Source organism: Streptomyces sp. TAA040, from assembly GCF_000424845.1.
Map to the genome: position 1 here is coordinate 83,944 of NZ_AUKR01000021.1, position 14,005 is coordinate 97,948.

Here is a 14,005-nt window from a genome sequence, read left to right on the forward strand (position 1 = left end):
CGCCCCAGGTCCCGGCCGGCAGGTCCAGCTCGACCCAGTCCACCGCGTTCAGCCGGGACCGGACGGCCCCCTCATCCGCGGTCGCCGGTTCCGCGGGCACCCCGAGGACTCCGCCGCCACGGCGTCCAGGGTGAACTCGGCGCGGCCTTCGTCCCACCGCCAGATGCCGGTCCCGGTGGCGGCCAGAACATCCTCGGTGCGCATACGCCCCACTTTGGGAAGAATGATCGGCTCCCGCCCGGCAGGGCGGGCCAGGACGGTAGTCTTTGAGCCGCCTCACCACAGCCTGACGACTTGGATGAACGATGCATCGGTACCGGTCCCACCACTGCGGCGAACTGCGAGCGCCGGACGTCGACACCGGCGTCCGGCTGAGTGGCTGGCTGCACAATCGTCGTGACCTGGGCGGCATCCTCTTCATCGACCTGCGCGACCACCACGGCCTCGTTCAGCTCGTGGCCCGGCCCGGTACCCCGGCCAACGAGGCGTTGAGCCACCTCACCAAGGAGACCGTCGTCCGGGTGGACGGCCGGGTCGCCGCCCGCGGTGCCGAGAACGTCAACCCCGAGCTGCCCACCGGGGAGATCGAGGTGGAGGTCGGCGAGGTCGAGGTGCTGGGCGCCGCCGGGCAGATCCCCTTCACCATCAACGCCGAGGACGGCGTGAACGAGGAGAAGCGGCTGGAGTACCGCTTCCTGGACCTGCGCCGGGAGCGGATGCACCGCAACATCCTGCTGCGCACCTCGGTGATCTCCGCGCTGCGCCAGAAGATGACGGCGCTGGGCTTCAACGAGATGGCCACCCCGATCCTGTCCGCCACCTCGCCGGAGGGCGCCCGCGACTTCCTGGTCCCGTCCCGGCTGCATGCGGGCCGCTTCTACGCACTCCCGCAGGCGCCGCAGCAGTTCAAGCAGTTGCTGATGATCGCCGGCTTCGACCGCTACTTCCAGATCGCGCCGTGCTTCCGGGACGAGGACGCCCGCGCCGACCGCTCGCCGGGCGAGTTCTACCAGCTCGACGTCGAGATGAGCTTCGTCGAGCAGGAGGACGTCTTCCGCGTCATCGAGAAGGTGATGACGGAGGTCTTCCAGGAGTTCGGAGGCGGCCGCGAGGTCACCTCGCCCTTCCTGCGAATCCCCTTCCGGGAGGCCATGCTGAAGTACGGCTCGGACAAGCCCGACCTCCGGGCCAAGCTCGAACTCGTCGACGTGTCGCAGGTGTTCGAGGGCTCCGGGTTCAAGGCGTTCGCCGGCAAGCACGTCCGCGCGCTCGCCGTCCCGGACACCGCCGACCAGCCGCGCAAGTTCTTCGACCAGATGGGCGAGTTCGCCGCCACCCACGGAGCCAAGGGCCTCGCCTGGGTGCGGGTCGGCGAGGACCGCGCGCTCACCGGCCCGATCGCCAAGTTCCTCGACCAGGACGACGTCTCCTCGCTGCTCGACGCGCTCAAGGCCGAGCCGGGCACCGCGATCCTCTTCGGTGCGGGCGAGTTCGACGAGGTGTCCCGCATCATGGGCGCCGTCCGGGTGGAGGCGGCCAAGCGGACCGGGCACTTCGAGGAGGGCGTGTTCCGCTTCTGCTGGATCGTCGACTTCCCGATGTACGAGAAGGACGAGGACACCGGAAAGATCGAGTTCTCGCACAACCCGTTCTCCATGCCCCAGGGCGGCCTGGAGGCACTCCGCACCCAGGACCCGCTGGACGTCCTCGCCTGGCAGTACGACATCGTCTGCAACGGCGTCGAGCTCTCCTCCGGCGCCATCCGGAACCACGAGCCGGAGGTCATGTACGAGGCCTTCGAGATCGCGGGCTACAGCAAGGACGAGGTCGAGCGGGAGTTCGGCGGCATGCTCCGCGCCTTCAGCTTCGGCGCCCCGCCGCACGGCGGGATCGCCCCGGGCGTCGACCGCATCGTGATGCTGCTCGCGGACGAGCCGAACATCCGCGAGACCATCGCCTTCCCGCTGAACGGCAACGCCCAGGACCTGCTCATGGGCGCGCCCAGCGAGGTCGACGAGTCGCGGCTGAAGGAGCTGCACCTCTCGCTCCGCAAGCCCCCGCAGGGCAAGTGACCCGACCACCCGCCGACGTCCGCGCCCGCAGACGTCCGCCCCCGCGAACGGCCGCGCCGGCCGACCGGACCCCGGTCGGCCGGCGCGGGTGAGCGCGGGGGCGGACGGCCCCTCGGGAGCGTCTGCCCGCGGACCGGACGGCCGCCGCCGCGACTCTCCCGCCCGGCGGGAACCGAGTGGGGGCCCCGCCGAGCGGGTACGGCCCCTGGGGGACTCCCGCCCCGCGCGGGACCGCGTCCCTCGGGCCGGCAGTCCCGCCCCACCGCACGCGCCGCCGGTCCCCGTCCGTCCCCCACTGAAAGGGGCGCCCCCATGCCCGTTCACCCGGTGCCGGCCGGAGCCGTTCCCGCCGCGCTCGCCGCCCTCTCGGTCCTGGCGCTCGTCGGCTGCTCCGGTGGTTCGGCGGACGCCGGAGCCCGCGGGGGGCCGGAGCAGCCCGCGGACCGGAAGCCGCCGACGGTGCAGGCGAACCGTCCGGCGCTGCCCGCCGAGCTGCCCGGCCTGGGGCCCGAGACGGCCGCCGAGGTGCCGGAGGACTCGCGGCAGGTTCTCATCGCCACCGGGGAGGGCAGGGACTCCGCCGAGTCGACGGTGGTGCTGCACGAACGCACCGACGAGGGCTGGCGGGCCGGCGAGGAGTGGCCCGCGCACAACGGCCACCGGGGGTGGACGCACGACCACCGGGCCGGTGACCTGCGGACCCCGATCGGGGTGTTCGCCCTCTCCGACGCCGGCGGTCTGCTGCCCGACCCGGGCAGCCGACTGCCCTACGACCGCTCGGACGCCTTCACCATCGACGGCACCGGCTTCGAGGGCGACCCGCTGGCCGGGTCCTTCGACTACGTCGTCGCCATCGACTACAACCGGACCCCGGGTGTCACTCCGCTGGACTGGACGCGCCCTGAGGGCGCCGACAGGGGCGGCGGCATCTGGCTGCACGTGGACCACGACGGCCCGACGCAGGGCTGTGTCAGCCTCGCCGCACCGGTGATGCGTGAGGTGGTCCGCACTCTCGACCCGGAGCGCGACCCCGTCATCGTGATGGGCGACCGCGAGTCCCTCGCGCGCTGAGGGCCGCGCGGCCGCCGGCGGTCAGGCCTCGGAGCCGCCGAACCGGGCGCGGTAGGAGTCCAGGTCGTCCTCGGTGATCTTCGCGAACAGCACCGGCGGGACGGTGAACGCGGTGCCGGCCGGGACGGTGGCCAGCGCCCGCGCCTGCTCGGCGGTCACCCACGGCGCGGTGTCGCCGGCGAGTGCGAACGCGGACCGCATGGTGCGGGCGGCGCCGGGGACGAAGGGCTCCGAGAGCACCGCGTACAGGTGGATCAGGTTCATCGCCGTGCGCAGGGTGAGTGCGGCGGCCTCCCGGTCGGTCTTGATCTCCAGCCAGGGGGCCTTCTCCTCCAGGTAGGCGTTGCCGGCGCTCCACAGCGCGCGCAGCGCCTGGACGGCCTTACGGAACTGGAGGGCGTCCAACTGCTCCTGGTACTCGGTGACCAGCCGCCCGACCTCGGTGCCGAGCCGCTGCTCGGCCTCCCCGGCCGCGCCACCCTCCGGCACGGTGTCGCCGAAGCGCTTGCGGGAGAAGGAGAGCACCCGGTTGACGAAGTTGCCCAGGGTGTCGGCCAGGTCCTTGTTCACCGAGGCGGAGAACAGCTCCCAGGTGAAGCTGGTGTCGTCGGACTCCGGAGCGTGCGCCATCAGGAAGTAGCGCCAGTAGTCGGCCGGCAGCAGTTCCAGCGCCGTGTCGGTGAAGATGCCGCGCTTCTGCGAGGTGGAGAACTTGCCGCCGTAGTAGTTCAGCCAGTTGAAGGCCTTGACGTAGTCGACGCGCTTCCACGGCTCCCGGGTGCCGAGCTGGGTGGCCGGGAACATCACGGTGTGGAAGGGGACGTTGTCCTTGGCCATGAACTCGGTGTACTGCACGTCGCGGGCGTCGTACCACCAGGACTCCCAGTCGCGCTCGCCGGGCGCCAGGTCGGCCCACTCCTTGGTGGCGCCGATGTACTCGATGGGGGCGTCGAACCAGACGTAGAACACCTTGCCCTCGGCCGCGAGCGCGGGCCAGGTGTCGGCGGGCACCGGAACGCCCCAGTCCAGGTCGCGGGTGATGGAGCGGTCCTGGAGGCCCTCGGTCAGCCACTTGCGGGCGATCGAGGAGGCCAGGGTGGGCCACTCCTCGCCCACCTCGTCGATCCAGGCCTCCACCTCGTCGGCCAGCTTCGACTGGAGCAGGAAGAGGTGCCTGGTCTCGCGCACCTCCAGTTCGCTGCTGCCGCTGATGGCCGAACGGGCATCGACCAGGTCGGTCGGATCGAGCACCCGGGTGCAGTTCTCGCACTGGTCGCCGCGGGCCTTGTCGTAGGCGCAGTGCGGACAGGTGCCGACGATGTAGCGGTCCGGCAGGAACCGCTCGTCGGCCAGGGAGTACACCTGGCGGACGGCGCGCTGCTCGATGAAGCCGTTGGCCTGGAGGCTGCGCGCGATGCGCTGGGTGATCTCGGTGTTCTGCGGTGAGGAGCTGCGGCCGAAGTAGTCGAAGGCCAGTGAGAAGCCGTCGTAGATCTCCTTCTGGGCCCCGTGCTGCTGCGCGCAGAACTCGGCGACCGGCAGGCCGGCCTCCTTGGCGGCCAGCTCGGCCGGGGTGCCGTGCTCGTCGGTCGCGCAGATGTAGAGCACCTCGTGGCCGCGCTGCCGCAGGTAGCGCGCGTACACGTCGGCCGGGAGCATGGACCCCACCATGTTGCCCAGGTGCTTGATCCCGTTGATGTAGGGGAGGGCGCTGGTGATGAGGTGTCGAGCCATTGCGGCTGCTCCCAAGTCGTTACCGTGAGTGACTGTTGGCTCTGACAGCTGGCTCAGAGCCACCGCATATCGTATCCGAGCGGGAGAGGCCGCCCGCGAGCCGATTTCGCCGAGCGGATCGGCGGCCCGGGGTTCCCGGGGCCGTGTGGCGCCGCCGGAGAGCCGGAGAACCGCCGGAGGCCGCCGGGGACGCGCGACGGCGTCCTCCGGCGGCCTCGGAACCGGCGATGCACCGGCCTGCGCGCGGGGGTCAGCGCACGATGCCGGCTTCGCGGGCCGTGGCGAGCCACTGCGGGAACTCCGCGGTGAGCGCCTCGTAGAGGTCGGCGTCCGAGACGCTGCTCGGTTCCAGCCCCGCGTGGTGGAAGCCCGCGTTGTCGACCCTGCGGCGCTCCGGGACCGGCAGCCCGCTGTCCAACTTGCGCAGGAAGTTCAGCCCGGCCGACTTGGGGTCGCCGAAGCCGATGAACTGCCAGAAAAGCGGCTTGTCCGCGGCCTCGCACAGTGCGCGTTCGGCCTCCGCCTTGCTGGAGGGGGCACCGTCGGTCTGGAAGACCACCAGGGCCGGCTCGTTCGCCCCGGACGCCTCGTAGTGCTCGATCACCGTGGAGATCGCCCGGTGGTAGTTGGTGCGCCCCATGTGGCCGAGGCCGTCGTGCAGTTCGCCGATCCGCCCGGCGTGGTGGGCCAGGTCGATCTCCGCGGTGCCGTCGATCTCGGTGGAGAAGAACACCACCGGCACGGTGCCGTCGTCGTCGAGGTGCGCGGAGAGCCCGAGCACCTGGTCGGCGAGCCGCTGGACGGTGCCGTCCTTGTAGTAGCGGCGCATCGACCCGGAGCGGTCGAGCACCAGGTAGACGGCGGCCCGCTGACCGGCCAGCCCGTGCTTCTCCAGCGAGACGCCGGCCGCCTTGTAGAGGCTGACCAGGGCGGGCGCGGTGGCCTCGACCTTCTCCAGCGGGACCGCGGAACCCTTCCCGGCCGCCGCGGGCTCCGCCGCCGCCGGCTCGGCGGGCGCGGGGGCGGTGGCGGCCCCCGGAGCCGGCGCGGGCGCCGGCTCCGGGGAGACCGCGGGCTCGGGCGCCGCGACGGGCTCGGGGGCGGGTTCCGGCTCGGGCGACGGTGCGGGGGCAGCCGCGGGCGCGGGCTCCGGCTCCGGCTCCGGCTCGGGTTCCGGCTCGGGCTCCCGTGCGGGAGCCGGACGCGGAACGGGTGTCGGTGCGGGGGCGGGCGGTGCGGGAGCGGCCAGTGGGCTCGAACGGGCCGGCTCGGGCTCCTCGCGGGCCTCGGGCACCATGGAACCGCCCGGCGAGGCGGCGGGTTCGGCGGTGATCACCGGGTCCGGGGCCGGCGAGCTGTCTACCGGGGCTGTCTCCTCCTCCGCCGATGTCGTGCTGCCGGCCGTGCGCTGACGCCCGAATACGTCCCTCAGGAAGCTCTTTATGCCCATGGGAGAGGCCTTTCACTCAAGGTGGTGCGTGGCGGAGACGCAAGACTAGTGCCCTGCCGCCGCGGTTCCGCGTACGACGACGCCCCGCGGCAGCTCCCTGCTTTCATATCGCGTTCACCGAGAGGACGTCCGTCGGTGGGACCGAGCCCATAGCTTCACCAGGCGTATGGCTATGACGGAGGGACTCCTATGCCCAAGCACCTGCCGCTGATCACCCCGCACCAGGGTGGCCGGTCCGCGATGACCTGCCACTACCGCTGCGGCGACGCCTGCTTCCAGGAAGTGCCGAACCGGAGCGGCAACGAGTACTTCGGCGATCTCGCCGCCGGAGCGATGTCCCGCCGCGGTGCGCTGCGCGCCGGCGCGGTCGCGACGGTGGCCGTGACCGCCGGCGCCGCGCTACTGGGCGGCTCGGCCCCCGCGGCCGTCGCCAAGGACAACAAGCCGGGAGGCGGACACGGCCACGGGCCGAAGGAGAAGGGCGCCAAGGGACTGCGGTTCACGCCGGTGGCGCCGAACACCGAGGACACCGTCACCGTCCCGGACGGGTACGAGCAGAACATCGTGGTCCGCTGGGGCGAGCCGATCCTGCGAGGCACCCCGGACTTCCGCCCCGACCGGCAGTCCGCACGTGCGCAGGCGGGCCAGTTCGGGTACAACTGCGACTACCTCTCGCTGCTGCCGCTGAGCGAACGCGGTCGGCAGGTGCTCTTCGCGAACCACGAGTACACCGACGAGCAGTTGATGTTCACCGGGTACGACAGCGAGTCACCGACCCGGGAACAGGTCGCCATCGCCCAGGCGGCGCACGGCCTCTCCGTCGTCGTGGTAGAGGAGCAGGGCCCCGCGGGCAAGCTGGAGCCGGTACGCCACCACCTCAACCGCCGCTTCCACACCGGCACCGAGTTCCGGCTCACCGGCCCCGCCGCGGGCAGCGCGCTGCTCCGCACCCGTGCCGACCGCAGCGGGACCAAGGTGCTGGGCACCCTCAACAACTGCGCAGGTGGGACCACCCCGTGGGGAACCGTGCTCTCCGGCGAGGAGAACTTCAACCAGTACTTCGCCAACGCGGCCTCGGTCACCGACCCGGAGACCAAGCAGCGGTTGTCCCGCTACGGGATGACCGGCGGCGCCAGCTCCCGCAAGTGGGAGCGGTTCGACGAGCGGTTCGACCTGGCCGAGGAGCCGAACGAGCCCAACCGGTTCGGCTGGGTCGTCGAGGTGGACCCGTACGACCCGGACTCCGTGCCGCGCAAGCGGACCGCGCTGGGCCGGTTCAAGCACGAGGGAGCGGAGCCGCAACTGACCGCTGACGGACGCGCGGTGATCTACCTCGGCGACGACGAGCGGTTCGACTACTTCTACAAGTTCGTGTCCGACAAGGCGATGCGCAAGGGCGACAGCCGCGCCGCCCGCGAGCACAACCTGACCCTGCTCGACGAGGGCACTCTCCATGTCGCCAAGCTGACCGGCGACAGCCCCTCCGAGCAGATCGACGGCTCGGGGAAGCTGCCCGCGGACGGCGAGTTCGACGGCAGCGGCCAGTGGATCAAGCTGGCCTCCGGGGCCACCTCGTACGTGCCGGGGATGACGGCAGAGGAGGTCTACGTCTTCACCCGGCTGGCCGGCGACAAGGTCGGCGCCACCAAGATGGACCGGCCCGAGGACGTCGAGCCCAGCCCGCGCACCGGCCGGGTGTACATCGCGCTCACCAACAACTCGGCCCGCGGCACCGGCGGCAACGCCCCCGCCGACGAGGCGAACCCGCGCAACGCGAACAAGCACGGCCAGGTGCTGGAACTCGTCGAGAACCGGGACGACCCCGCGGCGGACGGCTTCTCCTGGCGCCTGTTCCTGGTCTGCGGCGACCCGGAGGACGAGTCGACGTACTTCGCGGGCTACCCCAAGGACCGGGTCAGCCCGATCTCCTGCCCGGACAACCTGGCCTTCGACTCCTTCGGCAACCTGTGGATCTCCACTGACGGCAACGCGCTCGGCAGCCACGACGGCCTGTTCGGGGTGGCCACCGCGGGGGACCGGCGCGGTGAGGTCAAGCAGTTCCTGACGGTGCCGGCCGGCGCCGAGACCTGCGGGCCGATCATCCAGGACCGCCGGGTGCTCGTCGCCGTGCAGCACCCGGGCGAGATCGACGGCGCCACCGCCGAGCGTCCGCTGTCCCGCTGGCCCGACGGCCCCGGACGCCTCAACCGTCCCTCGGTGGTCGGCGTCTGGCGCGCCGACGGCCGCGACATCGGCGTCTGAGCCCGCCCGCAGCCGCCCGGCCGCCGCACACCGGGGCCGGGCGGCTGCGGCACGCCCGGGGCGGGTGCACCGATGTGCGCGGCGCCGCCCGTCGCGCGGTGCGGGCGTCCCGGGGACCGCGGCGGTGGGGCGCCCTGGGCTCAGTCGTTCGGCGCAGCAGCGCATGCGCCGTACCGCCCGGGCGCCGAGGCTTGAGGGCATGGTCGGGGCACACGGAAGAAGCGGTCAGAGCGCGTCGGGTTTCGCGGGCACGGTACGAGCGGCGGTCACCGGCCGCGCGGTGCTGCTGGTACTGGGGGTGCTCGCACTCCAACTCGGTTTCATCGCCTCGTACATCGGTGCCTTGCATCAGCCCGGCGCGGACCGCGTACCGATCGCCCTCGTCGCCCCCGAGCAGGTGCGGGACGAGTACCGGCGGCAGCTCGACGGACTTTCCGGCTCTCCGCTGGAGGTGGCGCGGGAGACCGCCGAGGAGTCCGACGCCGTCCGGCAGATCGAGCAGCGCGCGATCGACGGTGCCCTCGTCGTCGACCCGAACGGTACGACCGACCGGCTCCTGGTGGCCGGCGGCGCCGGTGCGGCGCTGGCCCAGGCACTGGAGGAGGTGCTCCGCTCCGTGGAGCGGGAGCAGGGCCGCACGCTGGAGGTCGAGGACATCGTCCCGGCCGACCCGGGCGACCGCCGCGGCCTGTCCTCCTTCTACCTGGTCGTCGGCTGGTGCGTGGGCGGCTACCTCTGTGCGGCCATCCTGGCCATGAGCTACGGGGCCCGGCCCGCCGACCTCGGCCGGGCGGTGATCCGCCTCGCGGTGCTCGCCTGCTACTCGCTGGTGGCCGGACTCGGTGGGGCGGTCCTCGCCGGCCCGGTCCTCGGCGCGCTGCCCGGCAGCGTGCTCGGGCTGAGCGCCCTGGGCGCACTGGTGGTGTTCGCGGTGGGCGCCGCCACGCTGGCCCTCCAGGGGCTGGCCGGCGTGGTGGGCATCGGACTGGCGATCCTGCTGGTCGTGGTGCTGGGCAACCCGAGCGCGGGCGGCGCCTACCCGGGTCCGCTGCTGCCGCCGTTCTGGCGCGGGATCGGGCCCGCCCTGCCCCCGGGCGCCGGAACCTGGTCGGCGCGGTCCCTCGCGTACTTCGACGCCGCCGCGCTCACCGGTCCGCTGCTCGTCCTGGCCGTCTGGGCGGTGCTGGGCACCGCCCTGACCGTGGTGGCGGCCGTCCTCCGCTCCCGCGACGCATCCCCCGCCGCCCCGCACGCCGGCCGCACGTCACCGGCCCCCGGCTGACGCCCCCGCCGTCCGACTCCGTGCCCGTGCCCGGTCCTGGGTTCGGACGGCGTGCGGGAGGGGTGCGCTACCAGGGGAGAGAGCCGAACAGCCGGGGCACGTTGCCCGGCATCTTCGTCCTCGTCAGTGGGCTGAGCAGCAAGGGTCTGCTCAGCGCCGAGGAGGAGGCGTTCCGCCTGACGAACAACGACTGGTACGACGCCGCCTGCACCAACCCGAGCCACGTCGATCCCGGCGTCTACGACCGCGCCGTCGACCCGGGCGCGGTGGTCTGGTTCCGTCCGCCGTCCATCTGCTCGCACGGGTGGGCGGCTACCTGTGAATCCTGGACGTCCACGGTGTCGCCTGGCGGCTGGGGCGGTCCGTGGACCCGGGGCGGGTGGTGTACGAGGACGCGCACCAGGTCGTCGCCGTCCCCCGCCCCCCCCGGCGGGAGGCACGCCCGGCACCCGACCGGCCTGACGCAGCCGGTCCGGGCCTGGTCCAGCCGCCCGGGGCGGGCCTCGCGCGGCGCCCGGGGCGAGGATCAGGCGGTGGGTCGGAAGCGGCGCAGGCGCAGGCTGTTGGCGACCACGGAGACCGAGGAGAACGCCATCGCGGCGCCCGCGACCATCGGGTTGAGCAGTCCGGCGGCGGCCAGCGGCAGGGCGGCGAGGTTGTAGCCGAAGGCCCACATCAGGTTGCCCCTGATCGTCGCCAGCGTCCGGCGGGAGAGCCGGACGGCGTCCGCGGCGACCCGCAGGTCCCCGCGCACCAGGGTGAGGTCCCCGGCCTCGATGGCGGCGTCGGTGCCGGTGCCCATGGCGAGACCGAGGTCGGCCCGGGCCAGGGCGGCGGCGTCGTTCACGCCGTCCCCGACCACGGCGACCGAACGGCCCTCGGCCTGGAGGCGCTCGACCACCTCCACCTTCTCCCGGGGCAGTACCTCGGCGATCACCTCGTCGATGCCGACGTCCGCGGCGACGGACTCGGCGGCGGCCCGGCTGTCGCCCGTCAGCAGGATCGGCCGCAGGCCCAGCGCCCGCAGTCGGCGGACCGCCTCGGCACTGGTGGGCTTCACCGCGTCCGCGACCTCCAGCACCGCGAGTGCCCGGCCGTCCGCGATCACCACCACGGCGGTGCGTCCCGCCGCCCGCGCCTCGGCGGCCCGCGCCGCGAGCGCCCGGGGCAGGGCGTCCGCGCCGCCGTCGAGCAGCTGCTCGCGGCCGACGAGGACCGTGCGGCCCTCGACCACGCCCCGGACGCCGGTCCCGGCGAGGTTGGCGAAGTCGGTCGGTACCGGGAGCGGTCCGGTGCGTTCGGCCGCGCCCGCCGCCACCGCGCGGGCGATCGGGTGCTCGGACGCCTGTTCCAGTGCCCCCGCCAGTCGCAGCGCCTCGGCCGCGTCCCGCTCGCCGCTGCCCGCCTCCGGGCTCCGCCCGGTGTCCGGTTCGGCGGTGTGCACGGCGAGCAGTGTCATGGTGCCGGTGGTGACGGTTCCCGTCTTGTCCAGGACGACGGTGTCGATCCTGCGGGTGTTCTCCAGCACCTCCGGGCCCTTGATCAGGATGCCCAGTTGCGCCCCTCGGCCGGTGCCCACCATGAGGGCGGTCGGGGTCGCCAGACCCAGGGCGCAGGGGCAGGCGATGATCAGCACGGCGACGGCCGCGGTGAAGGCCGTGCTCACCGCGGCGCCGGCGAGCAGCCAGCCGCCGAGGGTGGCCAGGGCCAGCACGATCACCACCGGCACGAAGACGGCGGAGATACGGTCGGCGAGACGCTGCGCGGCGGCCTTGCCGTGCTGTGCGTCCTCCACCAGCTTCGCCATCCGGGCGAGTCGGGTGTCGGAGCCGATCCCGGTGGCGCGCACGACGAGCCGTCCCCCGGCGTTGAGGGTGGCACCGGAGACGCCGTCCCCCACGGTGACCTCGACGGGCACCGACTCGCCGGTGAGCATCGAGGTGTCCACCGCCGAACTCCCCTCGATCACCAGGCCGTCGGTCGCGATCTTCTCGCCGGGGCGGACGAGGAAGCGGTCTCCGACGGCGAGTTCGGCGGTCGGGACGAGCAGCTCCCGGCCGTCCCGCAGCACGGTGACCTCCTTGGCGCCCAGTTCGAGCAGCGCCCGCAGCGCGGCCCCCGCCTTCCGCTTCGAGCGGGCCTCGAACCAGCGCCCGGCCAGCAGGAAGGTGGTCACCCCGGCGGCGGCCTCCAGGTAGAGGTTGCCGGTGCCGTCGGCCCGGGAGAGCGAGAACGAGAAGCCGTGGGTCATGCCGGGGTGGCCGGCGCTGCCGAGGAAGAGCGCCCACAGGGACCACAGGAAGGCGGCCGAGGTGCCGAGCGAAATCAGGGTGTCCATGGTGGCCGCTCGGTGCCGGGCGTTCGTCCAGGCCGCCCGGTGGAACGGCAGGCCGCCCCAGACGACCACCGGCGCGGCCAGCGTCAGGGAGAGCCACTGCCAGTTCGTGAACTGCCACGCGGGGACCATGGCCATCGCGATCACCGGCACGGACAGCAGGACGGAGACCAGCAGACGTTGCCGGAGCGCGGCCGTAGCGTTCGGCGGCGCCGCGTCCGCCCGGCCCGACGCGGCTGCCGTCGCGCCCGGTGCCGCGGGGGCGCCCGATCCCCCGCCCGATCCCCTGCCCGGTTCCGCGGCCGGCGACGCCGCCGGGGCCGGGGCCGGTGGGGGAGGCGTCGCGGTGTAGCCGGTGGCGGTCACGGTGGCGACCAGGTCCGCGACGGCCACCTCGGCCCGGTGGGTGACCCGGGCCTTCTCGGTGGCGTAGTTGACGGTCGCCTCGACGCCGTCCATCCGGTTGAGCTTCTTCTCCACCCGGGCGGCGCAGGAGGCGCAGGTCATGCCGCCGATGGCCAACTCCGTCTCAGTACGCGCGCGTTCCGGGTCCACAAGGAACCCCGCGCCCGTACCGGCGGACTGTCCGGCGCCTCCGCCTGTCGTGGTCATCGCCGTCGCTCCTCAGCCCTCGTCCTCGGCCACCGGTCGGTGCCCCGGAGCCCGGATACCCTGTAGGGGTATCCGATCGCCAGGGTATACCCCGGTGTACGGCCCGGTGCAAGCGCCCGGCGGGGTGTGGGGCAAAATACGGGGTGGGGGTATGCAGACACGGAGAGGTGCCCGCAGCCGGACCCGTTCAGCCCGGGGCCGGCGCGCAGAGCTCGGGTCGGGTCCGTCGCGCCCGGCGAGGACGGCCAGGGCGCCCTGCCTCAGCCGGGGCAGGAAGCGCTCGCGTAGCCAGACCTCCAGGTCCTGGCAGCGCTCGAAGGTGTCCACCAGCAGGACGGCCGGCTCCGGGCCCAGCGCGGCGGGCCTCGGCCTCGAAGGCGTCGGGGGAGGGGGCGAGGATACGGCCGTCGAGCTGGACGACGGTCCGGCCGGCCCGCTCCGCCTCCTCCGCGAACCGCTGCAAGAGCATCGACTTCCCGACGCCGCCGGGGCCGTGCAGGTAGAGCACGCTGGGCGCGCCCTCGTCCCCGGCCATCGCGGAGCGGAAGAGGTCCAGTTCCCGGTGCCTGCCGACGAACGCCCGGTGCCGGGCGGCCTGGAGCCGCGCTCCCAGCCGGGAGGGGCCGGTCCGGGTGGCGGCCCGGACCGGTGCGACGGGGACGGCCGTCCGCGCCGGGTCGCGGGGATCGCCGTGGGTGGCACGCTCGCTCGGGGACGGCCCGGGGTGCCGCTCGGGCGGTGCGCTCGCGGAGGGGGCCGCGGACAGCAACGGACGCCGTCCTCGGTGGCCGGCGGGCGGCGGTGCTGGTCGAGTCGGGAATCGGGAATCGAATGCCCCTGCCGGTCGGTGACGGGTGCCGCCACTGTCCCGTCGGCCGGAGCCCAGAAGGAATGGGGGCGGTGTTCACCGTGGTCGTCCGGGGAACACCGCACGGCGGTGGATTCATCGCCGGTGGCGTTCATTGTGGGCAACCGGTGCAAGCAGGGTCAAGAAAACAATTCCCGGGCGTGCGGCGGTAGTAGGTGAACGGCCAGGGCTTCGGCGTAGTTCGATGTCGTCCCTTTTGATCAGTTGAGGCCGAGCAGGGTGAGGGGGCGGGTCTGGTCGCGGGCGGTGCGGCGGAGGCCCGAGGCGATGTTGCGGACGCCGGCCAGGCGGAAGGCGCCGATGGCGAGGTTCCGGTAGG

Annotated in this window: 9 protein-coding genes; 4 read left to right on the forward strand and 5 right to left on the reverse strand. The window is 73.3% G+C overall.

What is annotated here, in order from left to right:
* Nucleotides 1-48 precede the first annotated feature (48 nt).
* A complete protein-coding gene (locus tag H300_RS31540; RefSeq protein WP_158678380.1) occupies nucleotides 49-204 on the reverse strand; it encodes a hypothetical protein in 156 nt (51 codons plus the stop codon).
* A 101-nt stretch (nucleotides 205-305) separates the two neighbouring features.
* On the opposite strand from H300_RS31540, the gene aspS reads away from it, so the two are divergent.
* A complete protein-coding gene (gene aspS, locus H300_RS0117525) occupies nucleotides 306-2,072 on the forward strand; it encodes an aspartate--tRNA ligase (RefSeq protein ID WP_028428476.1) in 1,767 nt (588 codons plus the stop codon).
* Nucleotides 2,073-2,384: 312 nt separating this feature from the next.
* Nucleotides 2,385-3,143, forward strand: a complete 759-nt coding sequence (locus H300_RS0117530; protein WP_051270144.1) for a L,D-transpeptidase family protein — start codon at nucleotides 2,385-2,387, stop codon at nucleotides 3,141-3,143.
* 21 nt (nucleotides 3,144-3,164) lie between these two features.
* Here H300_RS0117530 and metG read toward each other — a convergent pair whose 3' ends face one another.
* Both metG and H300_RS30415 read right to left on the reverse strand, forming a co-directional pair.
* Nucleotides 3,165-4,877, reverse strand: coding sequence for a methionine--tRNA ligase (gene metG / locus H300_RS0117535; RefSeq protein WP_028428478.1), 1,713 nt, complete (start codon nucleotides 4,875-4,877; stop codon nucleotides 3,165-3,167).
* Between the two features lie 250 nt (nucleotides 4,878-5,127).
* Nucleotides 5,128-6,327 (reverse strand): VWA domain-containing protein, encoded by a 1,200-nt coding sequence (locus H300_RS30415; RefSeq protein WP_078516094.1) that lies wholly within the window; start codon nucleotides 6,325-6,327, stop codon nucleotides 5,128-5,130.
* 189 nt (nucleotides 6,328-6,516) lie between these two features.
* On the opposite strand from H300_RS30415, the gene H300_RS0117550 reads away from it, so the two are divergent.
* Nucleotides 6,517-8,589, forward strand: coding sequence for a PhoX family protein (locus tag H300_RS0117550; RefSeq protein WP_028428479.1), 2,073 nt, complete (start codon nucleotides 6,517-6,519; stop codon nucleotides 8,587-8,589).
* Nucleotides 8,590-8,788: 199 nt separating this feature from the next.
* Nucleotides 8,789-9,871, forward strand: coding sequence for an ABC transporter permease (locus H300_RS0117555; RefSeq protein ID WP_106966865.1), 1,083 nt, complete (start codon nucleotides 8,789-8,791; stop codon nucleotides 9,869-9,871).
* Nucleotides 9,872-10,397: 526 nt separating this feature from the next.
* Here H300_RS0117555 and H300_RS0117565 read toward each other — a convergent pair.
* Together H300_RS0117565 and H300_RS0117570 are read right to left on the reverse strand one after the other, a co-directional pair.
* Nucleotides 10,398-12,713: a heavy metal translocating P-type ATPase gene (locus H300_RS0117565; RefSeq protein ID WP_051270148.1), complete on the reverse strand. Its 2,316-nt coding sequence runs from the start codon at nucleotides 12,711-12,713 to the stop codon at nucleotides 10,398-10,400.
* Between the two features lie 292 nt (nucleotides 12,714-13,005).
* Nucleotides 13,006-13,587 (reverse strand): ATP-binding protein, encoded by a 582-nt coding sequence (locus H300_RS0117570; RefSeq protein WP_028428483.1) that lies wholly within the window; start codon nucleotides 13,585-13,587, stop codon nucleotides 13,006-13,008.
* Nucleotides 13,588-14,005 lie beyond the last annotated feature (418 nt).

Excerpts from the sequence above, each read along its gene's own strand:
- H300_RS0117530 (WP_051270144.1), top strand. The coding sequence starts at position 2,385 with ATGCCCGTTCACCCGGTGCCGGCCGGAGCCGTTCCCGCCGCGCTCGCC.
- H300_RS31540 (WP_158678380.1), bottom strand. The coding sequence starts at position 204 with ATGCGCACCGAGGATGTTCTGGCCGCCACCGGGACCGGCATCTGGCGG.
- H300_RS0117550 (WP_028428479.1), top strand. The coding sequence starts at position 6,517 with ATGCCCAAGCACCTGCCGCTGATCACCCCGCACCAGGGTGGCCGGTCC.
- H300_RS0117555 (WP_106966865.1), top strand. The coding sequence starts at position 8,789 with ATGGTCGGGGCACACGGAAGAAGCGGTCAGAGCGCGTCGGGTTTCGCG.
- metG (WP_028428478.1), bottom strand. The coding sequence starts at position 4,877 with ATGGCTCGACACCTCATCACCAGCGCCCTCCCCTACATCAACGGGATC.
- H300_RS30415 (WP_078516094.1), bottom strand. The coding sequence starts at position 6,327 with ATGGGCATAAAGAGCTTCCTGAGGGACGTATTCGGGCGTCAGCGCACG.
- aspS (WP_028428476.1), top strand. The coding sequence starts at position 306 with ATGCATCGGTACCGGTCCCACCACTGCGGCGAACTGCGAGCGCCGGAC.
- H300_RS0117565 (WP_051270148.1), bottom strand. The coding sequence starts at position 12,713 with ATGACCTGCGCCTCCTGCGCCGCCCGGGTGGAGAAGAAGCTCAACCGG.